The organism is Gordonia sp. LMA167 (assembly GCF_058130025.1).
This window is the reverse complement of the sequence record NZ_CM176708.1, coordinates 632,643-657,347: the sequence shown is the minus strand read 5'-3', so window position 1 is coordinate 657,347 and position 24,705 is coordinate 632,643. Positions and strand designations below refer to the sequence as shown.

Below are 24,705 nucleotides of genomic sequence, written 5' to 3'. Positions count from 1 at the left end.
CCACCGGGGATGGTCAGTTCAGGGCGGTGACCCCCTGCCCGGCGAGTGCTTGGGCCAGGCGCACGGAGTCACCACTGGTCTGGCACAAGTGAGCATGGTGCAGCAGCCGATCCACTGTGGCGGTCGCCAGGGTTTTGGGCATCAGCTCGTCAAAACCCGACGGGTGCAGGTTGGAGGACACCGCCACGGATTTACGTTCGTAGGCGGCTTCTACGACCCGATACAGGCCCTCGGCAGCATCGCTACCCACGGGGAGCAGGCCAACGTCATCAATTACGACGAGCTCGGCACGCACGATCTTGGCGATGGCCTTGCCCAGGGTGTCGTCGGCGCGGTGCGCGCGCACCAGGGTGCCGAGTTGCTCGAGGCTGAACCACGCCACGGGCATGCCGGCTTCGATCACTTTCTGCCCGAGCGCTTCGAGGAAAAATGTTTTGCCGGTGCCGGCGGGCCCGCAGACGACGAGGTTCTCCCGTCGCTGGACCCATTCGAGGGTTTGCAGGGCGTGCTGGGTGGGTACCGGGATCGATGAGGCGGTCTCGTCCCACACGTCGAAGGTCTTGCCGGTGGGGAAGTTCGCCGATTTGCGCCGTGAGGCGAGCATGGAGCGGGCCCGGCCGGCCGATTCCTCGGCGAGCAATGCTTTGACGACTTCGGCGGGGTCCCAGCGCTGAGAGCGGGCGGTGGCGAGCACATCGCCGGCGATGGCGCGGGCGTGCGGGAGCCGCAGTTGCCGCATCAATGCCTCGACCTCTGGGGGCAGCACGGTGTGGGGTGCGGTTGTGGCGGCGGTCATCGTGTTTCCTCCTCGGTGGCCTCATTCTCATCGATAGTGTTGGTGCCCAACATGTTCCATCCCTTCGTTCCCTGGGCCAGGGACGTGGTTTCTGAGGCGTGATGCCGCGTCTGGTCGAGCCCTTTGGCGGCGAGGACCGAGTCGAGGTCACCGGTGGCGAAGCGGCCATGCACCGCGGCATTGCCCAGTGCCCAGTCCACATCTGCCGCCCCGTGCAGCGCGGCCAGGGAGACGGCGTGGCGCATCTTCTCCCGCATCCGTTCGGTACCGACGGAGGCGGCTTCTTTCAGCCACAACCCGGCGCCCTCGCCGATCGCCAGGAATGCCTGTTCTTCGGCGGTGCGGGCCCGAATCCGATAGTCGCCTGGTGTTTTCGGCTGATGTCCGGGGAAATGTGCGTCGTCGATCGCGGGGGTCCCGCGAGTGGCGCGGGCATGCCGGGCGACCTCGACCGGGCCGCCGGCATCGAGAGCACACACGATCACCTCGTCGGTGGTCGGATGATGACGCACCCACACCGATTGACCCAACAGTGTTGCCGGAACAGAGTATTGGCAATGTTCGAAGGCGATTATCGGCGTGTTCTTGGGAACCTGACGGGTCACCCCCAACCCGGCGGTATGCGGCAGTTGCGGAATCGGATGCAACCGCATCCGTTCGGCGGCGAGCATCTCCACCGGCCGCCGACCGGTGGTGCGGTGCTCGCGGTCGTTGACCTCGACCATGAACTGCTCACACGCCGCCACGACCTGGGCGAACGAGTCGTAGGCCTCGAGCAGATTGGTGTCGGTCGGCACGATATCGGCCTTGGCCAGCTTGACCGCGTTTTCCACCCCGCCCTTGGTCGCCGGGTCCGCCGGCTCGCAGGTGAGCACGGTGGTGCCGTAGTAGCGGCTGAACGACACCGCGTCGCGGTTGCGGACCGGGACCCCGGCGATATGGCCGGTGGTGACGGTCTTCTCGTTGTCGGTCAACACATAGGTCGGTGCGCCACCGATGATGCGGAACGCCCGGTCCAGGCCGGCGAACACACTCGGCGCGGTGCGGTCTCGCAGCGCGATGACCACCCGGTAGCGGCACCACGCCAGCCACGCCACCAACAACACGACCTTGCGGCCATCAACAACCGGCCCGTCACCGAAGTCGTACTGCAGCCACAACCCGGGTTCGGTGATCCACGGACGGTGTACCCGCGTATTACCCAGTCGCCATGAAGCTTTCACTTCTGCCACCGCACGACGTGTGGTACGTTCAGTGCCGCTATAGCCCAGAGTGACAAGCTTTTCGTGCGCCTTGTCGGCGCGGATCTTTCCGTTCGTGTCCTGCACCCACCCCTCGATATGCGGCAGGAAATCGTCGATCAACCGGGCGCGACGCACCGCCGGCGCCAGCCCAGCAGCACGATCGTCCACCGCCCGCTTGACCGTGTGATGGCTGCACCCGCACAACTGCGCAGCAGCCCGATACGACCCCGTCAGGTCGTAGGCATTGAGTATGTCCATGAGTTCTCCGTCAGACTTCAAGAAGGGTCTCTCCCGTGCGTGAGTTCGATACGACTAGGCATCGCCATCGAAACCAACGGGAGAGGCCCGCACAGCGCAGACGCGCCGTCGGATGAGACAGGTGCGGGCAAAATCGTGTCCGCCAACGGGCAATTTCGTGACCGCCAGTGGGCAGTCCTTATTGGCCGTCAGCGGGCACTTTCGTGACCGCCCATGGGCAGTTTTTCATGTCCGCTGACACATGTCCGGAGTGAGGAGCGAAAGCACCTGTGGACCAGGCAGTTCAACTGGTTCGTTTGCGGCGGTCCGACGACGTCGGAGCGGGTCCGACGGATGGAGGTCTTCCTCGACGCTGTGGCTGCTTTGGCCGCGAGTGATGCTCCGTGGTTGCTGGATGAGCGGTTCGAGGGATCGCTGAGTGAGCAGGACATGACTGTTGTCGAGCAGGCTCGCCGGCTTGCGGTTGCGGTGAAGAGGTCATCGCCGTTGGTTGCGCCAATGCGGTTGACTCTTCGCGGGCTCGGCGCGGAATGAACTTCCGGCTCGCGACGACGAGCCGCTGGCGTTCCCACCACGCGACGGCTCCGTGCTGTCAGTCCGGCTGCCTGATGGGCAGGAGTTCACTTGGTTCCCCCACCCAGGTGATGATCAGTTCATCCCTAGCTCGCGTGCACGCGACGAACAGGAGTTGGCGCTCACGCTCCATGTCGAGGTCGTGGGTCGAACGATCGACATCGGCAGACGTGACAAATCCCGGACGCGGAAGGCGATCAGCGCTGGCGCCCGTGACGGCGACGCATCTGAACTCCAAACCTTTCATGCTGTGCATCGGCCCCACCGACACCACATCGCCGGGCGGCTCTTTCAGAGTTCTTGACACGATGCCGTGTCGCTTGAGCGCAGCCACTATTCCGGGAACATACTTCCGTTCTCTGACCGCCACACCGATTTCCCCAAGAGGCACACCAGTTTCGTTCCACAGCTCGATCGTCTCCGCAACGTAGTCGAGTTCTTCCGCGGCATTCGCAATCTGCTTCAGCAGTGGTTCCCGCGAATGGAGGGATGATCGATAGGTCCTCAGCGACGAATCGCCTGGATCGATGTCATCCGCCACGGGAGGCGCCAGAATCTGCGTAGCCCACGACAGGACTTCGGCGGAGGTGCGGTGGTTGAGGCTCAGGTTGCGCGAGCGTCCCGCGACGGTGATGCCCAGCTGTCGGAGGCTGACGACATTCTTATAGATGCGCTGACGAGCATCGCCCGCGATGAACAGACTGTTCTCTGTTTTCAATGGAATCACGTTGCGGAGGAGTCGCCAATGGTCAGGGCTGAGATCTTGTGCTTCATCCACTATCGCGTATCGGTAGGACTTGTCGGCGTCAGGGATATGGGCGGCCAAGCGTGCGGCTTCCCGTAATATTGTGGCGAAGGTCCACTGATTCTTGGTGCGCATTGTCTCTGTGTAACTCTGCATTGCCGCCCAGACCTGCTTTCGTTGGTCTGGTCCCAGACGCCGTCCTCTGCCGACGCGTCTAGCGGAGAGGTACTCGGCCTCAGATCTGATGTCTTGAGCGAAAACGACGTAGACGAGCTCGTCTTCCAGGAATCTATCGTTGAACGGAAGCGCCTGATCACGAATGGTGATGCGCCATAAATTTTCCGGGTGATCTGGCATCCTGTGTGGGCCATCCCTGAAGGCCCCATGGTCGTCCTCAAAGATGTCCCGGGCAAGCTTGTCGATCGTCACGACATCGATGCGGTTGCGAACGTCTGGATCGGTGATGAGGAGGTCAAGTGCGCGTTCGGTCGCGATCTTCAGCGAGTTGGTGTAGGTCGTCAACAAGACTCGCCCGTTATTGCGTGCCGCGAGGCGCTTTGCTCGGTGCACGCAGACCACAGTCTTGCCGGTTCCTGGGCCACCCGTGATCCGAGCTGGTCCGGCGAAATCGCTGTTCACCACTTCACGTTGGGAAGGGTGAAGGTATATCCGCCAGGCATCGAATGGCCGCTCGAGAATACGCTCGAGATCAGCGTCATCAACAACGTCGTGAAGCTGTTCTGACGATCTGGTCATCGCAAGGTCGAGAAGATCATCCTCCTCGATATCGAGGGGCAACTCGTCTGCTGAGGATGGTGGTGTCTCGGCGACGAGCCCCAGGTCGGCAGCAATCTCCTCTGGTGTCATCCCCACCGCGAGGCCGAAGAGGGCATCCCATTGCTCATCCGGGATGGAACTGCGGGCGGAATCAATCTCCTCAACAGATCGCACCTGGCGGGCAAAGGTTATGACTTCCGAAGAGATGCCCAGGGCTTCGAGCTCAGTGTCACCCACACTCTCGAAGAGCCGTGGTTGGTCAGCCTTTAGGTCGTGAGTCGGTGACTTCACGTCAAGTAGCTTGATTGGATCGAAGAGCTCCAACTTTCCGGACGCCGAGATGTTCAATCGGGTTCGTCGGGCCCATTCGTACGCGTCGTCGTGGGGTAAGACCTTTAGTAGCGCGTATCGCCGCCCATTCCGTGGAGCAAGCACAACTGCCCGAACAGATCTCGTGACCCTCAGCGACCTGAAGCGAGGATTCGCCGCGGCATTGATCTTCTCCAAGTGCGACCCCGGGAGCGAATCGTGTCGGAACTTGATGAGCGAGTGACCGACCTGCTTCTGGAGAGATGGCTCGAGTGCCGCGAAATCCTTCAGGAAACCGGCGTGTACAGCGATATCTCTCATCTCGAATACTCAGCGTCTCACTTGCGGTATGTGCAGTGGATGCGAGTCTATCTTCAGGTAGCTGACCGGAGAGGGGAACTGGCTCTTGAATCCCGGCGGCTGCTGAAACTCAGCGTAGGAAACCGCAGGCGGCGACCGTTCGAACGGCCTACATTAGCGGTCAACAGCGAGGAGGGAGAATCTGTTGCCGGGATTCGTCCAGCACCTGTCAGTTCGCGTGCCATGGCACGACAACGAGTGGAACGGAACCGTGTGCCGATCCCCGGAGCGAAACTCCTCGTGTGTGATGCTGCCCGAACATCGGAGCGAACCGCGACGACGACTTCGAGCGAGCGCACGCGGGCGAACTGTTCGGAGAGCTACATGGCGCGCTGCCGCCATGTGTCGCGGAGCGCGCCACTTTCATGAGTCCACACGATTTGGTTGTTCCCAAGAAGCACCCATACGCCTGGACCACGGCCCTCAAGAACATTCGCAGCAGTGCGCTAGGTCTCCCCGCATGGTCGGTGCATGCGACGCCGTACTACTGGATGCGGGTCGAGCACGTTGCGGAGATTGCTCAACAGGAACCGTTGGAGTTCGATTACGAGCTGGAAGAGATTGCCACCAAAGCGCTGAACTTCGACGCCAAGAAGAACTCGTGGGTGCTGCACGGCGACAACCAAAAGGCCCTGATCGAGGCCTTCTTCCAGAACGTTTGTGATGACCAGTCGTTGATCTTCTTCTATCTGCGGAGCTCTCCATTCGAGGACGCGGGAAAGATCCTCGCCGGCGCCGCATTGGTGGAATCTGTGAGCCTGCCCGGTCGTTGGTCCACTGAAGGATCAACTGCGTTTCCAAATCATATGTGGGAGACCACATTGCGCCACACGCTACGTGCCGACGGCAGCGGTGGGATCCTCCTACCCCTGCAACAGCTGGCAAGTCTGGCGGAAGACGGTACAGACGTCTCGGCCGCGCTTGCCGCCGCGCCGGAACGTGTGTGCGAGTTCTCCTACGTGACCGAGCATGTTCCGGCTGACGTCGCCGTCGCAGCGTTGATGGAGTTGCGCCGCGCAGCGGACGCCGCGGTCGACCTGGGGTGCGCGGTGTCGAATACATCCACTGACTGGCTCGATGCGCAGCTGCATACGGCCTGGCTGAGACGCGGGGTCGCACCCGGTCTTCCTGCAGTACTGGGCAGGCTCGGTTTCGACTATCCCACTTATGCTGCGCGGCTCATCACTGCCACAACCGCCGATGACGACGATCCTTGGCGTGCCGTCACGGCGGGTCTGGAGGGTCATCCATCCGCCGCGTCGGCAGCACCTCTGTTCACGAAGACCAGGCAGAAGATCTGGGGCAAGACTCCCGCGGCGGAGCGAGACGCACTGCACCTGCTGTCACGGTTCGATCTTCTGCCGGATCAAGTGGACTCCGTTCTAGACGGTGGAACTGCGGTCGAGATCGAGATCGACGAACTTCTTCAGAATCCGTATCACCTGGTCACATGCACGTTGGATGACGGTGAACCCATCCTGTTCGATGTCGTCGACCGAGGGTGCTTTGGATCACCTGAGCTCCTGGCCGCACATCCACTCCCGGTGACCGACCCTTTCGATGATTCGGTCGACGCTCGCCGCGTCGAGGCGATGCTGGCCTCGGAACTCGCAGATGCGGCGCTTGAAGGTCACACTGTGGTGTCCGTCGAGCAGATGCTGAAGCGTGTCGAGACCCGGCCTCTTGTCCGCCCGATGACATTGACGACACAAGTTTTGCGTGGATTGGATCTCGACGCGGACACTTTCGATGACGACACTGGCACGAACTGGCCGGTGATCGCCCGGACCGAGCTCGCTGACGGTGCCGCCGCGTACAAGCTGCGCACGCTCGCCTTCGTCCGGGACGTCATACGCGAGATGACCGAATCGCTGGGCGGACAGCCCCGGCACTCAGTTCCCGGAGGGCTCGATGCGCACCTGTTCGACGACTTCGAACCATTGTCATCTCTCGCCGCCGACGACCGGTTGCAAGAAGAGCGCGCGAGGCTAGAGAAGAGCGCATCGTTGGCCGAGATGTATGCAGCAAGATTCACCGTGCTGAACGGAGCCGCGGGCACTGGCAAGACGACCTTGGTGAAGGCCCTGGTGAGTCGTCCCGAGATCCAGGCTGGAGGCGTGCTCCTAATAGCACCGACCGGGAAGGCGCGCGTTCAGCTCGCCAAGAAGGCCGGATACGACGCCGTGACACTCGCACAATTCCTCACCAGATCCAAGCGATACGACGGTGAGGCCGGTCGCTACATGGTCACCGGGGATGCATCGAATCGTGAGCAGTTCGGCCTGGTCGTTGTCGATGAGGCGTCAATGCTGACAGAGGGAATGCTCGCCGCGTTGTTCGACGCGCTACTCCTACCGCAACGACTGATTCTCGTCGGAGATCCGCGCCAGCTTCCGCCGATCGGAGCCGGCCGTCCATTCGTGGATCTCGAACGTGCAGCCCGTCAGCAGCACAATGGGAGCTGGCCGCAAGTCGCACCTGGATGGGCGGCCCTGACTGTCCTGCGCCGACAGAAGGGTCGGGTGCGAGATGACCTCATGCTCGCGAAATGGTTCTCTGGCGACGAAGTTCCACCAGGATTCGACGACATCTGGGAACGCTTGCGTGCAGGAACGCGGATGGGGTCGCTGCGAGCAGTGGCGTGGGATGGGCGGGCGCCTGAACGTGTACTGGAGGACGTTTTGGCGGACGAGCTCTCGGTGCGAACTGACGACGATGGACGCTCGTTCGCAGCCTCGTACGGTGCCGCTGTGGAGCCGTACGTCAACTATGGTGATGCGGCCAATGCCATCGAGAAGTGGCAGGTGCTGTCTCCGTTCCGCACCCACGCCTACGGCACGACCAGGCTCAACCGCCACCTGAAGGAGCGCTATCGCGAGTTCGAGTTGCGCAAAGCGTTGGTTCAGCAGTGGGATCGGAAGGTACCCAGGCCGTTGGGGCCGGAACGGATCGTGCTGGGCGACAAGGTGGTCAATACCGCCAACCAACGTAACGCGCGCTTCTGGTCGCGTGATGAGGGAGCGTCCTCTGGGTACTTGGCCAACGGTGAGATCGGCGTCGTGGTCGGCCAGGTGAAGTCCGCCAGAATGGCCAAAGCCCCATGGAAGACCCAGGTGGAGTATTCGAGCCAGATAGGCCGTCGATTCGATTGCTACGGAGGCGGCGACGACGGGGATACGCCGGTGGAACTCGCCTGGGCGCTTACTGTGCACAAATCCCAGGGGTCCGAGTTCGGCCTCGTCATCATCATGCTCCCGGGCGCCGCACGTCGGGTGTCTCGTGAACTCTTGTACACGGCGCTCACTCGCCAAACGGATCGTGTGGTCATCTGCCATGAAGGGCCGATCGACGAACTGTTGAATCTCACCCGTGCTTCGGGCTCCGATACAGGTCGGCGCATGACGGACTTGACACTTCCACCGGACCCCGTCGCCGTAGCGGTCGACGGAGGCAACGAGACCTTTCTCGATTCGGGACTCGTCCATGTAACGAGAAGTGGCGTTCTCGTGCGCAGCAAGAACGAAGTGATCATCGCCGGAATTCTGGACGAGATCGCCCCCGGCGCCTGGCTGTACGAGCGACGCGTGGTCGCAACGGATGGGTCCAGCAAGGTTCCTGACTTCACGGTGACCACGGCAGATGGCCGCACTGTGTACTGGGAGCACCTCGGAATGCTCGACGACCCGGACTACGCTGCGAACTGGAAACGAAAACGCGCCTGGTATGCGGCACAAGGAATCACACCCGAAGGAGGTCCGTCAGGAGTGTTGTTCACCACGGACGACCGAGGCGGTGTTGATGAACCAGCGTGGATGGACGCTGCCAAGCAGGTGATCGGCTCGACTCGGATGGTGAGGCCGAAGAAGGCCGCGAAACGGGTGGCGCCGAGACGTAATGGCGGTCGACAGACGTCGAGGGAGACTGATGGCTGAGTCGAAACGAAAGAGGAACTTGCTCATTGGCGGTCGGCGTATACGGGTCGCCGACCTCATCGGATCTGAGCTACTGAAACCTGGTCAGTTGCTGGTGTTCTCGCGGCGCCGCTTGGGGCACCGGTTTGAAGCGACCGTCGAGAAAGACGGGACACTGTTGATCGACGGGCATCGATACACGAGTCCGTCCAGCGCAGCACGAGCGGTAGCGGACATTTCCCTGGACGGATGGCATGCATGGCAGGTCGGGGAAGACGGACCCTACCTTCACAACCTGAGGGAACAGCTTTTGGAACAGCAAACTCGCGACCTCGCCGACACGAAGGAGGAGCAGGGGCTGCGAAGAAGACAAGAGTTCCTTGCGACGGTTGACGAGAACGGCAGGGACATGGCGGTGCAGGAGCTCCTGAAACTGTGGGGTGCTACGTCGAGGTCCCAGGCCGTTACCGATGAGATCCATGCCGATCTGGCGAACCATGACCTTCTCACAACACCCAACTATCTGAAAGTGGGCACAGGCGACCGGATACGTCTGCGCAAGCGCCGAGCAGGCGACGAGCTGAAACCTGATGACCGAGAAGTCGATGTTCTAGGGCTCGACGAGATCGGGGTGACCCTGGGCAACATCAGTTCTGCCAGTGCTGTTGTGGTATCAGTCAATCCGACCTCCACGCTGGAGGAGGCGATAACTGAGATGTACTTGCACGATTTCTCGCAGTTGCCGGTAATCGCTGGGAAGCGAAAAGTCGAGGGAGCCGTAACGTGGAAGTCAATCGCGCGTGCTCGCCACCGGAATATCGGCGCGACTCTACGGGATGCAATTGTGGATGCCAAAGAACATCAATACGACACCGAATTAATTGAGGTGCTCCCCGATCTTTACAAGAGCGACTTCGTGTTGGTGCGTGGCCCCAAGAATGAGATCGCGGGCATTGTTACGGCTGCGGATGTGGTCGACGCCTACGGCGCTCTTGCCACGCCATTTCTGCTGATAGGCGAGCTCGATCAGATTCTGCGGCGGGTGTTGGCGAACACTGTAGACATCGACACAGTGAAACCGCTTTGTCATCGTCATGAGGAACGGCAGATCGACGACTTCACGCGGCTGACAATGGGTGACTACGAAACCATCCTCCAGAACGAAGACGTGTGGGCAACGTTGGGATGGCCGTTCGACCGCCGGATCTTCCTCAAGAGCCTGTCCGATATGCGTGAGGTCCGCAACGACGTGATGCACTTCAATCGGGATGCAGTTCCGCCGCACACGATCAACCGGATGAGGCAGATGATCGCGTTGCTGAGGGAGTATGCCGAGGGTTGATATCCGAGTAATTCGCATTCGGAAATTAGATTTGAACACCCAGACGTACCCAGCGATCTTCACGTAGCCGAGTCAGACGTCCTGCGCGAGGACTCGGTGCGCGGATGGTCGGCCATGGACAGTTTTTCGGATGCGGTCGACTATGTCGATGGGAGACTCATGCTCCCAGAATCTCAACACCCGCCAGCCCAGATCGGTCAGTGCCGCCGTGTTGCGACTGTCACGAGCGATGTTGGCGTCGAGCTTTTCGCGCCACCACTGGGCGTTGTTCTTCGGCTGAGTTGCGTGCCGAGGGCATCCGTGCCAGAAGCAGCCGTCGATGAAGACCACCACTTTTGCGCGGGTGAAGACAATGTCACCTCGACACCGCAACGTCGCGCTGGGACGAAAATCAACCCGATAGCGGAACCCGTCAGCGTGGAGTAGACGCCGGACCGACAGCTCGACCGAAGCGTCCCGCCGCCGTTGGTTTTGCATTCGGCGTCGAACGACAGAGTTGAGCGGTTTCGGCGAACTCATGCGCTGACCATGAATTCGACCGGGTGCGCTGGCTGCTGAGCCATCAAAGATCCACCAATGCGCCGTACTGATAGAGCTTCTCCAGCTGCCTGACGAGAGCTCCGGCGAGTACGGGATCGCGGCAAAGGAGTCCGCACTCGAGGTTCGAGCGCGCTGCGGCGTTCGAGAAGTTTGCGCTCGTCACCAGGGCAGAATTGCGGTCGACGACGACGAGTTTGGCGTGTTGTAGCGGGGTCCATTCGTCGACCGGATCAGGCGCGTACGTCCACACCCGTGCACCTGTCAGCGCCTTGGGTACGGCACCGGCACTCGTGGCCTGCATGCCGCGATCGAGGATCACAGTGACGGTGACGCCCCTCTCGATCGCGTTCGCGAGAGCCTGGATGTACTCGGCACCCGGTCCGGCAGAGTACGTGGCCGCGTAGACGGTCGTCGTTGCCTTATTGATCAGGTCGGCGACGGCCAGAGTCGTGCGTCCCTCCAATCCGGGGACGTTCGGGGCGGTCCACACCGGCTCGGGGCCGACGCTGCGCGGTACGGCGGCGATCCCGTCGAGGACAGCTGCGGCCAACTCGGCCCCGCCCATCGCTGCGACTAGCTCGGACAGCAGGGCCTTTACCTCGATGCGGTTGGCGGGAAACGCACGCCGCGCCGCGAGGTGCGGCAGTCCACACTGACGTAGCGTCGCGGCCACCGCGCCTGCCTCCTCGGGTGCCAACAAGGCACCCAGGCGGGCGGCCGTCGTCACGGCGTCACCTACCGAGGATCGGGGTCAGCAGACCGGGCGTCGAGATGTCCTTGTCGACCAGGAGACCGAGGAGGATGCGTCGGTCGAGGAATCGATTGGTCCGCTCACAGCTCGTCTCGCTGACGAAGAGGCAGAAGTGGCAGGCTGCCCCGTGGAGGAAGTCCTCCTTGCCGCGCGGTCGGCGATGGGAGCAGACCGGATCGCTGGAACAGCGGTCGCTCCGGCGGACTGCTCCATGTACCAACGGCCCCAGCCGTTCCGGCCGGGAGAGGTCGACGAGCCCGCCGAGGGTTCCCTCGCTGTCGGACGCTGTCGTGGTGATGAGCAGGCCCGCCGCGGCCGGCCGGCCGCCGTCCTCCCGCCAGGCGTAGATCCGCTCGGTCAGGCTCGCAGACCCGTATCCGCTCGACATTGCTGCCTCACGGATGAGGAGGTGCGACAGCGTGTGGATTGCCCAGTATCGAGGCGCGGGGAATCGGGTGTCGGGATCGATGGTGCTGTCGGAGGTCTTACTGGTCCGGCGCCGAAAGTTCAGCGCGTGCGCGTTGCGGAACGTCTCCCAGATCGGCAGGTCGAGGACCTTCTCCTCCCACGCCAGAACGGCTGTCTCGTCGAACTGTAGGAAGAAGCCCTCGCCACGATCCTCTGTGGCGGGCACCCAGGATGGTCGACCCTTTTGAACCAGCGGGGCGACGCGGCTCTTGCTGTCGTCGATGCGGTCGAGGGCGTCGATGCGGGTGAAGCCGACGAAGGCATTGACCTTCTTGAGCTTCTCGACCGCAACGACCTCTGTGACGAGCGGCCGCAGCGTGTCGGGGACGTCCTGTCGAATGGCGCGGAAATCAGCCGCACCGCTGTGCTTTGTGTACTTCGCCTCGTCGGTCAGCACAAGCCACTCCGGCAGGAGGATGTCGGTCGGGTCCGTGCTGGCAGACGAACTGGAGGAGCTAGACGACTTCCCGGACTTCAGCAGTTGCAGGGCGTCCCAGAGGGCGTCGTCGGTGGTCTTCTCGAAGACGTCGGTCTGCGCGAGAGTCGTGACCAGCATGCGGAAAGCGGTGAGTGAGTCCCTGCTCGTGGCCGTCGCGATGATGTTGGGGGGCAGGCCCTCCAGGTGCGGAAGCAGGTCCTCTGAGGAGGCGGACTCTTCGCGAGGCAATGCCAGGAGACCGACTGTGGATGCGAACCATTGGTTGGCGGCACCGAGCATCATCAGCTTGCCCGGCTGGTCGCACTTGTAGAAGGCGTCCAGGTGAGGATGCCGGCCGCGGCACCGGGGGAGCTTCTCCGCGGCCTTGAGGCCGGTCGCCTCGAGCATGCCGCGTTGCGCGTCGCACGAGAGGCAGACGATCTGGACATCCGGACCGATGTTGCTCTTCCATTCCCGCATACGAAGCGATGGGATCGGCGCATTCGGGCACGACTGTCCTCGGTGAACCCAAGCAGCATAAGGAAACTCGTCGAGGTGACCGTTGACACACGCGATCAGGTATCGGGCAGGCACCGCTGCCTGTTCCTTACCCTTCCGTCCCGTGGTGCCCCTGGAACCGGAATCCCACCCTTTGCAGTTCTTGTGGACGAACTGCGCCTGATCCGGTCGGTATCTCAGTACATTCTTGAACTCGAACACCTGGTGGTTCACGGGCGCGAGCTGGTTGCAGCCGGTGCAGCGAAGCCATTGGGGGAACACCCGTGCTGGGATTCCGAGGTCGATGGCGTCATCGCCGGCTCCACCCGGCAACTCCGGTGCCCACGGAGCCTTCCGAAGTTGGTCGACCTGGTTACCCAGGTAAGCCCGGACGAGCTCGAGGAGTCGCGGTTCGATGATGACGTCCGCCCCGCCGGCCCGTCGGTCGTAGTAGCGCTGCCAGCTGTCGAGGCCGCTGGGCATGACGGACAGGCGCGGGAGGTCGACGGTTGCACCGATACCGGATGTGTAGAGCAGCGCGGACGGCCGGAGTGATCCGACCTTGCTGCGGTTCTTCGTGATCTTGGCTTCGATGTCGGCAATCGGATTGAGTTCCGTCGCACCGACACTGACCGGTTGGATATCGCCGCCGTCGAGTTCTGCGGGCGTGGTCTCGGTCATTCGCTGCCTTCCTCGGGGAACTGCCATGACGGGGCGCCGGTCCGCTCTTTGAAGGCGAGGTTGTCGCGGCCAGGACTCACCAGCAGGTTGAACTCGGGTTGCACCTCGCGCATTGAGTTAGCCACCACAAAGATGCGGTCCGCAGTCGAGGTAACTGTGGTTTCAGGGCTGATGAGAAGTGGAAACTCGATGTGGTCCTGACGTTTCCGCTCGTAGACGAGTGCACCGGAGTTCTCTTGCGCTTTGGCGTACCAGCGGTCGATGCGATGGAGGAGCTTCTGACGCATGTGGGTTACAGTCCCTGAGTCAGGAGCAGCGGGGGTCGCACGTGCGATGATCCGATCGACCAGAGCATGAGCCGTCGGTAGTTTGCTGAGGATTTCTCTGGCGCCTGGCTCGGGCGATAGCGAGTCTGCATCTCGTTCGTCGATGACGCGGATGGCGCTGACGAGCATGCCGGTAAGGCCGCGTTCGAGGGCAGTGTCAGAGTAGGGCGTGACGCTGAGCGCTTCGACCTGTGCGTAGAAGGTCTCGTGATAATGGCGGAACGACTCGAAGTGTGACATGTCGCGGGGCCGGGACCAATTTGCCAGTGACACAACCAAACCCGGCTTGCGAGCATCGCGGCCCACGCGGGACGAGGCCTGGATGTACTCCGCCGTGTTCTTCGGTTGGCCAACAACGAGCATCAAGCCGAGCCGGGGGACGTCGACACCGACCTGCAGCATCGACGTCGCGAGCACGACGTCGTAGGGGCGGGGAACCGGCTTGGGCGGTTCCTTTTTCGCGTTGTGGGCTTCGGCAAGCGCCTTGCCGTACGCCGCCTTCCCGCGAGTGGTCCAGCGCGGCAGCGCCGACCCACCCGCGGCGGGGGTCCAGGTCGACGTGAACGGTAATGCGAGCCGATCGAGGGTGCGAGCAATCTCCTCGGAGGATATGCGTGCCGTCAGTTCGCCGATCTCGAGCCGGGTCCAGTCGGTGGTGCGGCGCGGGAACGGTTCGGTGTTGCCGGCCACGCGGGTGGTCACGTCGTCGTCGAGGTAACGCCGCATGCCGGCAAGCTCGCGAGTAGCGGAGAAGTACCCGACTGTCGTCATGTAGGGGTCCGCGGCGTCGTGGTGCTCATCGAGGAGCTTCTGTCCGGCGAGGAGTAGGACCTCGGACATCCGAATTTCCGCAAGGGTGAGCCGGATTCCGTGGGCGCAGACGCCGATGTACTTGCGGCCGGGGTCTCCGTCGGACAGCTTCTTTTCGCGTGAGAAGAAGGTGTCGCGAACGTCGAGGACCTGAGGCGGGAAGACCGCCACACCGCGTCCGTAGAGGGCGGTCACCTGGTTCAGTGCGTTGCGAACCGTAGCGGTGGAGGCGACGACCAGCGGGCGGACCGTCGTTCCGTTCTGGTCGTACGACGAGAGCACGTCGACGGCGTTCTCGAACACACCGACCGCGGTCCCCAGGGCACCGGTGATCAGGTGCAACTCGTCCTGAATGATCAGATCTGGTGGCCGCAGGCGAGGCACCGTCGCGATCTGGACGGCAGGGTAGGTGACGCCACCTTCGTTCTTGCGGTTGTGGGACTTTCCGTTGCAGCTGCCCCGGGAGTCGGGGTGCCGGTACCCGTGCCGAGGGCAACGAGCTGACACGTATCCGAAGAGGCTTGCGGCCTCGCCTTCGCGGGCGAGCCGGGCGAACTTGTCGACGGTCGCGAGCAGGAAGGTGGGCGGATTGCGGTACAGCTCGTCGTCGACGGTGGTGATCGGTAGGGCGCCGGAGCCGCCGTCGATCGAGAACGGGCAGATGCCTTTGCGGTCGCCGCAGTGAACCTCGATCCGCTCGGTGGCCCCCACCGTCTGGAGGTCCCGTTTGGGGTCGATCACCGACCCGCACCACGGGCAGCGCTGGAGCTGCAACACCGTCAAACCGTGGGTCTTGCCGGTGTCCTCGCGAGCTGTCCTGACCTGTTCCTTGGCTTCGGTGTAACGCTTGGGGCTGACCGCTGACCCGACCCAGAGCCCGATACTGAACGGTCGGCCTCCCCACTTCGCCACGTCCGACTGGCGGATGAGCTCGGCGGCGCAGACGAGGGCGGCAGCGCGCTGGAACTGCTGCGAGGTAAGCAGTCGAAGTGTGTAGCGCATCAGTACGGCGACCCCATCACCGCCGTCGAGCGGACCGTCGTCGGTGTCGATGACGCCTTGTAAACGGCGAATCGCGAACGTGAACGCGGCGAGGCCGAGGTACGCCTCAGTCTTGCCACCACCGGTGGGGAAGAAGAGGAGTTCGACGTTTGCGGCTGCGCCGCTGCGGGATTCGCTTGTCGGATCGGTCAGTGCGGGGAGTTGGAGGAGGATGAAAGCCAGCTGGAACGGCCTCCAGGACGCGGCACCATCACCCTTAGCCTCGACTTCGCCGAGAGCGTCTTTGATGGAAAGATCGCTGCGTTCCGACCGTGCCGCGGCGACCTGCGACCGCATTCGCTGATCCCGCATTGCGCGGTTCATGAAGCGGAACGCGTCTAGCGCGTCGGGACTGGTCTTCAGCAGTCGTAGTCCATTTTCGAGTCGAGTGACGACGAGCCCCGCTTCGGCGATAGCCTCGTCGGCCACCTCTTTGAGGTGCGCGGGCAGCTTGGCGGCCAGCGTCACTTGCTCGTCGAGCCACGTCCGGTAGCCGTCGACAAGCGGAAGGAACGCCTCGTCCACCCCTTCGGGGGTGAGATCCATCAGGAGGCGCATCGAGGTGATTGCAGCGCCGGCTTCACCTGCAACGGTTTGCGGCACCTCGGCAGTGGGGAGCCACGTCGTCTCCACCGAGGTCGCGCGGCGGGACTCGTCGTCGGTTTCGGTCCAGGTGACGGACGCCGTCCGCCCGATGGCGAACTCTAAACGGTGCCGGTAGTGCAGGTCGAGCCGTCGTCGTTCGTCGTCGGTTTCGGAGTAATCCGCGTCGAGCACATCGCGCGACGGCAGGAACACCGGCGCTCCACTGTTGGCTTCGACCTGAATTTTGGTCTGGAACAGCCAGTCTCCGGGCGGTGCGTCCATCCCGGTGACTCGATCGTTGGACAAGGCGAGCTCGACGATCGTGCGATCACCGTTGGGGAACAGCTCGACTCGCAGTGTCACGTCGGCATCGAGTGTGATTGGCGCGAGGGTGGTGTGACCACGTTGACCGCGGACGTCGAACTCCGCAGACTTCGATACTGGGGTGCGACGCGCCCACTGGACCTTGCGGCCGTCTTCGTTCTCACGACGGAAGGTCTCGTACCGACCCCACAAGGAGGTGACGGTCAGAATCCCGCAGTCGCTGGGAACCTGGAACCGCAAACCCATCGACGACGGGTGCGTGAGCGCACCTTTCGCGCCGTCGTCTCGGTCTTCACCGTCGTCGGAGGAAGCCATGTCTTCGTCGGTCGGGACCGGGACGCCAGACTGCCCGTTCGTTGTCGGGTCGAGGTCGCTGATCGCCTGACCGGTCTCCGCGGGGTCGGCGCCCAAATCGGCATCGGTGACTCCGCCGACTGAGGGGTCGATCGTCACCGGCGCGAGGGCACCAACCATGTATGCCGCTCGCGGGGAGCCCTTGATCTCCTCCTCGGGGCCGTTGCGTGGTCCGAGGAGTTCCTTCTCGATCAGGCCGAGGAGATCGGCCCGGACGGCGGTGGATTCGCTGGCGGTCATGAGAAGACTGTGTCCTCTCGGTCTGACGTACGCTGCTCCGGCACGTCCTGCCCTTCAGCCCGAGCACGTTCGTGGTTCAGTTCCAGGAGTCGGTCGAGGATCTCGACTCGGGCAGCGGGCGACACCGTCCAACGCTCCATCTGGCGATAAGTGTGGAATCCGTGCCCGAGCGGAACGTCATTCCACCCGTACGCCATCATTGTCGCCTCATCGACCACAGTATGGATCTCGCGTAATCGACTAACGTCGTCATCATCTAAAATAGTGTGGTCGTTGACGAGATTGTACAGGGAAGTTAAACCAATCTGTCGGCGCAGCATGATCTCTCGGCGCTGCTCGTCGAGTAAATGACCTGCCGCATGTAATTGATCTGTTCGACTTGGCCTGGGGAAGGTCTCAAATACATCCGAAGGTATGTATCGAAGTCGTGTCTCCAACGTTGAACCGTACATTATTGCCCACAATTGGTGAAGAGATGAGGACAGCACTGCTTGATCTGCGAAGTCGTCGGTCGCGAAGACGACAAGCATATGACTAAGAACCTGGCGACTTGAAACCCGCACGGGAATCAATGCACTGCTTGTTTGTGCAATGACGATTACCTCATCAAAGAGTTTTTTTGCGCGTCGCAGAGCGGGCCGTTTGTCTGCGTATTGCCACCAGCGCTGAGGTAGTGGCCTGCGAAGCGCGTAATCGCCATTCTCTGCGCGTCGTTGCCGTTCGGGTTTGACATCCCGCTCCACCCGTGCAAATGGTTCGGAATAAGTCGCTGATTCGTCCTCGCTTCGGTCGTTAAAGTCGATTGCCCACCGGCTGGCTGAACTATCAGGGCGTCGATTCAGATCTTCCCCGTTGAGGAATGGGTAGAGAACATCCGCGTTCGCTGGACTCTCCGCGATCCATGAACTTGCGTCCTCGGCATCTACTAGGAATCCCTTTCCTAAAACATAGCAGCCGATGAACGTCACCCCTGAATTACATTGGAGCTGCATGGGGGCTCCATTTACCCGTCCTGCGGGCTCAAGAAGGGTGGAGATTTGCGAGACGGGCCAGCCATCGCAAATGCGCTTGACTGTATTGGAAACTGCCCTCTTTGTTCCCCAGATGGCTGCGTATTCAAGATTGGCGCCAGAGGCTGGCCAACGACGTGAACGAATTGATCGAGTGAGGGTGAAGCCGTCACCAACCATCGCATCTAGTCCTACTTCACGTGTGTCACCCTGCGCAACCGTGTTGGTGGCGATTAGGCCGAGTCCGCCGTTGGGGTTCGCCAGCGAAAGCGATCTGAGAAAGAAATATGCGACTAGGTCTGCATTTCCACGCCGGCTCGCCGCTAGCACATGTAGGAACCAGTCCCGGATATTGGTTCCCAGTGCGCCAGTGATCTTCTTGCCGCCCAGGAAGGGAGGATTGCCGATGACGGCGTCGAAGCCCCCGTGATCGAGGATTACGTCTGGTGCCTCAATGGCCCAGTGAAGCGGGACCCACCGTTCATAATCTGTATCGACTGTAGGGGTCAACCCTGACTGGATCCGACTAGTCAAATTGTCACTGTTTTCCTTGGTGCCGTCTGGGGGAAAGGCGTCACCAACCTCCCGCGACAATGTATCGAAGGCAGCATTGAGGTTGCGCCCAGGTTTTGCGCCTAGGTGAAGTGCAGTCGCGACGACTCCATCTGCTATCAACCGAAGCTCGCAAGTGGTCTTATGGGCCTGTTCTAGCAATCGATTCTTCCCGCGCGTGGACCGCATCGGGTCGTGCTCTATGACTGTGTTGGCGAGTTCGCGACGCAGTCTGATGGCTGTCTGAATCTTGGAATCGACGTCAAGGAGCATTGACAGCTGAGTCTGCGCCGATCGCGGATAAATATGGAGGTAGCGAAGCTGATTCAAATCTGTGAGGCCGAGCAGTGAGTTCCCGCAGAAGATCTTGTCGTCGACGAACGAGAAGGGCTTGGTCTTGTCCATAGACACCAGCCACAGGGAGAGCTTGCACATCTCGACTGCCATCGGGTTGATGTCAGCGCCGTATAGGCAGCGGGCGATCACCTCGCGCAGCGCGCGACGTTTGACGTCATCTGGGTCAGCGAGGTCCGCATCGCTCAAATAGTGCTCGCGTGTCCACGCCTCGACGACGCGCTCGGAGAGGTAGCGTGCCGCGGCAACCAAGAATGCCCCGGACCCGGCAGCGATGTCCGCGACTTTGAGGTCAAGGATCGCCTTCGCAGACTTGAGCTTCCACTCCTTTTCGTCTTTGGTCTGCAGCGGACCTGGTTCGTAGACGAGTGGCTGGAGCGCGTACAGCACAACCTCTTCCGCGAGCGACCGCGGCGTGTAGTGGGCGCCGGCATTCTTCCGTGACGGTGTTTCGACGACGACGAGACCGCCGACAGGGAAGACGAGGGGGATGTTCCGCAGGTCTCGGCGGATCAGGTTGCCCCAACCGACGAGTGTCTCCAGGAGGTTGGTATCGCTGCCCGCGATCGGAGTCAGGAGCCGGACTAACTCTGCCCGTTCGTCCGGCGTGGGTTCCTTCGCGATCAGTCTGGTGAGCGCGGCTGCAGTCTTGCTCGTGGCGGCTGGCTGGTTTTCCTTAGTCCACGCAACGAGGGCCGCGGCGACCTTCTTCGGATCGCAGCCATTGTCGTTCCACAGGTCGTTGAGAGTGCCGAGCGGGATCTCCGGCTCGTCACCGTCCTTACCTACCAGGCCGACGACGATGTCGTCTGTGACATTGCCGCAGGAGTAGCCGAGCAGACCCTCGTAGATGTAGCCGATCTGCTCGACATCGATCTCCTGGAATGAGATTCGGCGACGCTCACCTCCGGTGACCACAGTCTGCACCGACTCGAGCGCGTGCATCATGACCCTGTCGGACACCTTCAGGCGCAGCCCGTGGTCGTCCATGCCGTGCAGCCAGGGGAATCGGTCAGGGTCGAGAAGGGAGCCACCGTAGGCAGGCATCCGCATCTCGTCGTAGTTGACGCCGCCGTGCAGGGCCTTGCTGACCGCGAGAAGTCGATGCCAGGCATCGTAGGTCTCGTCGAGATGCTCCTCGCCGCCAGCGGCCTGCGCCTGGAGATCGGTGAGGAGATCCTTGATCGCGTACGAGTCCCAGTAGAGCTTCTCGGTGGGCAGCATGTCGCGTTCCTCCGCGAAGAGGAGGAACACGATCCGCATCATGACAGTGACAGCTGCCTGGTAGACGTCATCGGGGTTCTCGGTGAGCGGATCGGGCTCGCCGTTCTTAGCGGCCTTCAATCGTTCCTCGGAGAACGCCTGAACGAGGAGCTCGACGGACCTGCGGACCTGGGTGCCGAGGGCTTCGGTGATCGCCTCGGCTTCGAGCTCGCTCCGCTCGAACAGCCTGGTGAGGCGCTGCTCGATGTCGTGTGTGCGGAACCGACGCTGGTTGATGAGGGCGAAGAACGCGTCCCGGAGGAGCGGTTCCTCTGCCCAAGTAAGGGCATTGAACATACCTGAGCCGGTGGGCTTTTCGTCCCTGGCTGAAACCAGTGACCACCATTGGCCGTCGGTGACGATGCCGACCTCGACCTTGGCTTTGCGGAGCAGCATTGCCAGTCGGTCGACTTCTGTTGCCGGCCAGCCGTCCAGCCCCGTTTCACGCAAACCACCCGTCGTCGGATCGCAGATCAGCAGCAGCGCTGCGGCATTGCCGTCACGGCCCTCGAGGCCTGCGGTTGCAGCGACGGTGACTTGTTCGCCCGGTGACTGGATGCTGACGTCGACATCCGTTCGGAGTTCGTCCCATTCGGCGATCTGATCAAGGACTGTGTAGATCCACGCGTGGTTCACCTCGGCATAGGCGGCCTTGGACTCCGGGGAACGCGGCTCGGCGGCGAACTTGTCGAGAGCGCGCTGCCATCGAGTGAACGCCTGCTTGAAGGTGAGAAGTCGGTCGTCAGCGTCGCCGAGACGGTCGACGCCGTCCTTCCAAATGTCTTTCAGGACGGGCAGTGCGAGGAACGGTCCCTCGATATCGACCTGGTTGAGCCAGTCGGAGTGGAAGTCCTGCTTGCGTGAGATCGCCTTCTTCATCGCAGTGCCAATCCATTCTCGATGTCCTTGGGAGCGATTGCGAAAATCACCGCTGCCGGGAACTCCCAGGCGCGGATCTCGTCGTAGCGGGTGTCAACAGCCTCAAGCTCACGATCACGTTCGTCCTCCAGCGCGTCGATCCTGCGCCTGATCTCGCGCAGGTCGCGTTCGGATTGACGACGCTCGTCGTCGAACAACGCTAACTGGGAATCGTCCATCGCCTCCGCCTCGGCGAGAGCATCACGAAGCGTCTGGCCGAATCGACCGAAGATCTCATCGACCCGAGCTCGATCGGCCTGCTTTCGTTCGGCGAGCTGCCCATCGACGGCTCGCCTGCGTCGCTCGGCACGGTCGGCGATCGCCTGCTCGACCCGCGCACGCACACCGCTCTCGTCGGAGGAGTTCCACGCGGCGGCAAGCTGGTTCGCGATGTCTGACGGAACCAGGTCGAGGTCGGTGCGGTCGAGCGTCGATTCGAGTATCTCCTCGGCACGCTGCTCGCCGACGGCCTGGCGACGGCCGAGGCGGGTGCCGGCGAGGAAGACTTCCTCGTGGAGCCGAAGTCCGGCGCGGCCGACCAGAACAAGGCGCGTCACCGCGACGGCGTACGACTCGTCGAGACCCGGGACGACTGTCGCGGTCACACGCTGAAGTGACCGATCGCCGCCCCACAGCGCTGCCCGCAGCCGTCGGGTCGAGCGCTGAAGCAGCGGTGACCCCAGATGCATGTACACGACGTCGGGGTCGCCGCCCTGCTCCCTGGGCTTGAGAACCGTGGGATCGAAGGCGATCGGGCGGGCATTGTCCGGGTCCAAGCGCGTGTAGAGCCCGCGGGTGACCTGCTCCCAGGAGGAATCGAGATTCGGCAGTACGAACACCGGCGCATCGGTGTCCTGGGAACCGACGAGCTTCAGCGGCGGGAGCTGGTTGAGCTCGAAGGCGGTCTCGACGACGCGCTGCAGGTTCTCGGGGCGGAGGTGCAGTCGCTCCCGGCTGTTGGCGAGGTCCGTTTCGAGCTGCGCCAGTTCGGCGTTGAGGACCTTCTCGCCGCGCATCATGCCGGCGATCGGGTCCTTTTCGGCCTTGGCCTTGGGGCGCTCGATGACCTGCCCACCGAACTGTCGTTGAATGTCGGGGGCGATGATCTCGTTGGCGGAGCCGAGATCCTGCATGATCTGGTTGATCTTGTTCGCGACTCGGGCGAGAAGGTCGACGTCCTTACCCAATGCCGTTCCGCTGCCCTCGACTGGCACGAAGTGCCGGATGTCCGGTGAATGCTGCTGGCCATACCGATCGACGCGGCCGATGCGCTGCTCCAGCCGGTTGGGGTTGAACGGTATATCGAAATTGACCAGGCGATGACAATGGTTCTGGAGATCGATGCCCTCGCCTGCGGCGTCGGTGGCGAGCAGAATCCGAATCGGTGCCTTGGTGGGGCTTTCATTGAACCGGGCGCGGATGAGTTCGCGCTCATGTGCATCGGTAGATCCTTCGATGACGTCGATACGGTCGTCGTCGTAGCCTTGCTGCCGCAGGATCTCTCGAATCCACCGCAGGGTGTCGACATACTCGGTGAAGATCACCAGACGTTCGTTGTTCCAGTCACCGTGAGAGCGCAGGACACCCTCGATGTAGTTGACGAGGACGCTGAGTCGGGAGTCGGATCTACCCGCGTAACCGTGCCCCCAACTGCTCAACCACCCAAGATCGTCGATGTCCTCGGCCGCCAGCGCGGGAAGTGAGCTCTTGGCGTCGCGCAGTGCCTCGAGCTCGGGCTGATCGACCTTGCCCTCCTCGAGTTCGTCGGCGTCCGGGCCGAAGATCTCGTCGTAGTCGAGGTCGAAGTCGACGTCGAGTCCTCTGGTTCTGGTGTCGATGTAGACGTCAACGGTCTGCGCGAAGGCGACGGGGGAGGAAAAGAAGCGCTTCTTCAGCAGCAGCGTTGCCATGTCTTTCGCCGAACGACCCGAACCCGACGTAGACACCGACGCGTCGCGTCGTTTGGTGAAGGCGAGTAACCGGTCGTAAGCCTCGGACTCCCCGTCGCTCGGCGTGTACGCCATAGGAGTGACTTGACGATCGAGAAAGCCCTTCGCTTCTTTCAGATCGCGCTTCAGGCGTCGAACTGCCACCTCATCGAGCGCAACCGGATCGATCTTGTTCCCACGGACGAACCGCTGGGGGTCGATCATCTCCAACAACGCGGTGAAAGACTCTGTGTATCCGTTGTGCGGCGTCGCACTAAGGAAGAGGCGATGCTCGGAGCGTTCCGCGAGTTCGCGGACGGCACGTGTTCTATGTGAATCGACGGCGTAGCCGCGACGCTCGAGTCCGACCTTGTTCGTCCGGACCGGGCTGCTCGGCGCGACATGGTGGGCTTCGTCAACAACAAGAATGTCGAAGGCAAAGCGCGTGCTGGAGCCGAATGCGTCCCGCAATTGGCGTTGTGCCCGCTGCCCAGGTAGCCACGCCATCGACACGATGATCCGGGGGAACAGTGTGAATGGGTTCGCGTGCACGCCGTGGGAACGCCGGACGTCCTTCATCGTGTCGGAATTGACGACCGTGAAGTCGAGGCCGAACTTCTCCTGCATCTCGTCCTGCCACTTGAAGACGAGACCCGCCGGGCAGACCACGACCACAGTGCGTGCGCGATGACGCAGGAGTAGTTCCTGAATGACCAGGCCGGCTTCGATCGTCTTCCCGAGTCCGACGTCGTCCGCGAGGAGGAGATTGGCTCGCGGGCTCGCGAGGGCTCGCTTGAGGGGAGTGAGCTGGTACGGCTCGACGTTGGCTCCGCTACGGAACGGAGCCTGGACCGTGCCGTCGTCGGCGCTGGTGATCGCGCCCCACCGGAGTGCGTCGACACATGCCGCCAGTTTGTTCGGGTCGTCGAATCGCTCCGGGTCTACCTGCTCGGGTAGCCCTCGATGAGCGTGGGCGCTGTGTCCGAGCTCGATTTCCCAGACGACGCGCATTTCATGTCCGAGACGGTCCTCGTCGACGCATTGCAGTGTGACTGCGTGCTGAAGTTGAGCAGTCGCGTCATCTGCTGCGCTTCGACCAAGACCTTGTTGCTGCACATCGGCTACCGCCCAGTTAGCGCCTCGTACAGATACGAGCTGACCCACCTCCGGAACACTCGCGGGGTTGTTCGTCTCGATCGTCGTCTGCGCATGACCCACGGAGCAAACTGTAGTCATCTGCCCCGACATGGTCGGCCGAAACGTGGCCGTCTTGATTGTCCCGCATCCGGAGTGTCGTAGCGGGAAGGAACTATGGGGCCGACTGGCGAT

General features: G+C 62.3%; 11 protein-coding genes. 2 read left to right on the top strand and 9 right to left on the bottom strand.

Annotated elements, in window-relative coordinates; translation table 11 throughout:
- Positions 1-13 precede the first annotated feature (13 nt).
- From istB to ACVT6V_RS02940, 3 genes are all read right to left on the bottom strand, one after another.
- Positions 14-796, bottom strand: a complete 783-nt coding sequence (gene istB / locus ACVT6V_RS02950; RefSeq protein WP_489896328.1) for an IS21-like element helper ATPase IstB — start codon at positions 794-796, stop codon at positions 14-16.
- Positions 793-2,319: an IS21 family transposase gene (istA, locus tag ACVT6V_RS02945; protein ID WP_308191738.1), complete on the bottom strand. Its 1,527-nt coding sequence runs from the start codon at positions 2,317-2,319 to the stop codon at positions 793-795. Before istA ends, istB begins: the two co-directional genes overlap by 4 nt.
- 571 nt (positions 2,320-2,890) lie before the next feature.
- Positions 2,891-4,684: a UvrD-helicase domain-containing protein gene (locus ACVT6V_RS02940; RefSeq protein ID WP_489898316.1), complete on the bottom strand. Its 1,794-nt coding sequence runs from the start codon at positions 4,682-4,684 to the stop codon at positions 2,891-2,893.
- Between the two features lie 743 nt (positions 4,685-5,427).
- On the opposite strand from ACVT6V_RS02940, the gene ACVT6V_RS02935 reads away from it, so the two are divergent.
- Positions 5,428-8,994, top strand: coding sequence for an AAA family ATPase (locus ACVT6V_RS02935; RefSeq protein ID WP_489898315.1), 3,567 nt, complete (start codon positions 5,428-5,430; stop codon positions 8,992-8,994).
- Complete coding sequence (locus tag ACVT6V_RS02930; RefSeq protein ID WP_489898313.1) at positions 8,987-10,315, top strand: CBS domain-containing anti-phage protein; 1,329 nt, start codon at positions 8,987-8,989, stop codon at positions 10,313-10,315. The genes ACVT6V_RS02935 and ACVT6V_RS02930 overlap by 8 nt, the downstream gene beginning before the upstream one ends.
- 72 nt (positions 10,316-10,387) lie before the next feature.
- Here ACVT6V_RS02930 and ACVT6V_RS02925 read toward each other — a convergent pair whose 3' ends face one another.
- From ACVT6V_RS02925 to drmD, 6 genes are all read right to left on the bottom strand, one after another.
- Positions 10,388-10,792 (bottom strand): very short patch repair endonuclease, encoded by a 405-nt coding sequence (locus ACVT6V_RS02925; protein ID WP_489900692.1) that lies wholly within the window; start codon positions 10,790-10,792, stop codon positions 10,388-10,390.
- Positions 10,793-10,877: 85 nt separating this feature from the next.
- The gene (drmC, locus tag ACVT6V_RS02920) at positions 10,878-11,582 is read right to left on the bottom strand and encodes a DISARM system phospholipase D-like protein DrmC (protein WP_489898312.1); all 705 of its coding nucleotides are present in this window, start codon (positions 11,580-11,582) and stop codon (positions 10,878-10,880) included.
- A 4-nt stretch (positions 11,583-11,586) separates the two neighbouring features.
- Positions 11,587-13,671, bottom strand: coding sequence for a DrmB family protein (drmB, locus tag ACVT6V_RS02915; RefSeq protein WP_489898311.1), 2,085 nt, complete (start codon positions 13,669-13,671; stop codon positions 11,587-11,589).
- The gene (gene drmA / locus ACVT6V_RS02910; RefSeq protein ID WP_489898310.1) at positions 13,668-17,351 is read right to left on the bottom strand and encodes a DISARM system helicase DrmA; all 3,684 of its coding nucleotides are present in this window, start codon (positions 17,349-17,351) and stop codon (positions 13,668-13,670) included. The genes drmB and drmA overlap by 4 nt, the downstream gene beginning before the upstream one ends.
- The gene (locus ACVT6V_RS02905) at positions 17,348-21,409 is read right to left on the bottom strand and encodes an Eco57I restriction-modification methylase domain-containing protein (protein WP_489898309.1); all 4,062 of its coding nucleotides are present in this window, start codon (positions 21,407-21,409) and stop codon (positions 17,348-17,350) included. The genes drmA and ACVT6V_RS02905 overlap by 4 nt, the downstream gene beginning before the upstream one ends.
- Positions 21,406-24,612 (bottom strand): DISARM system SNF2-like helicase DrmD, encoded by a 3,207-nt coding sequence (gene drmD / locus ACVT6V_RS02900; protein ID WP_489898308.1) that lies wholly within the window; start codon positions 24,610-24,612, stop codon positions 21,406-21,408. Before drmD ends, ACVT6V_RS02905 begins: the two co-directional genes overlap by 4 nt.
- Positions 24,613-24,705 lie beyond the last annotated feature (93 nt).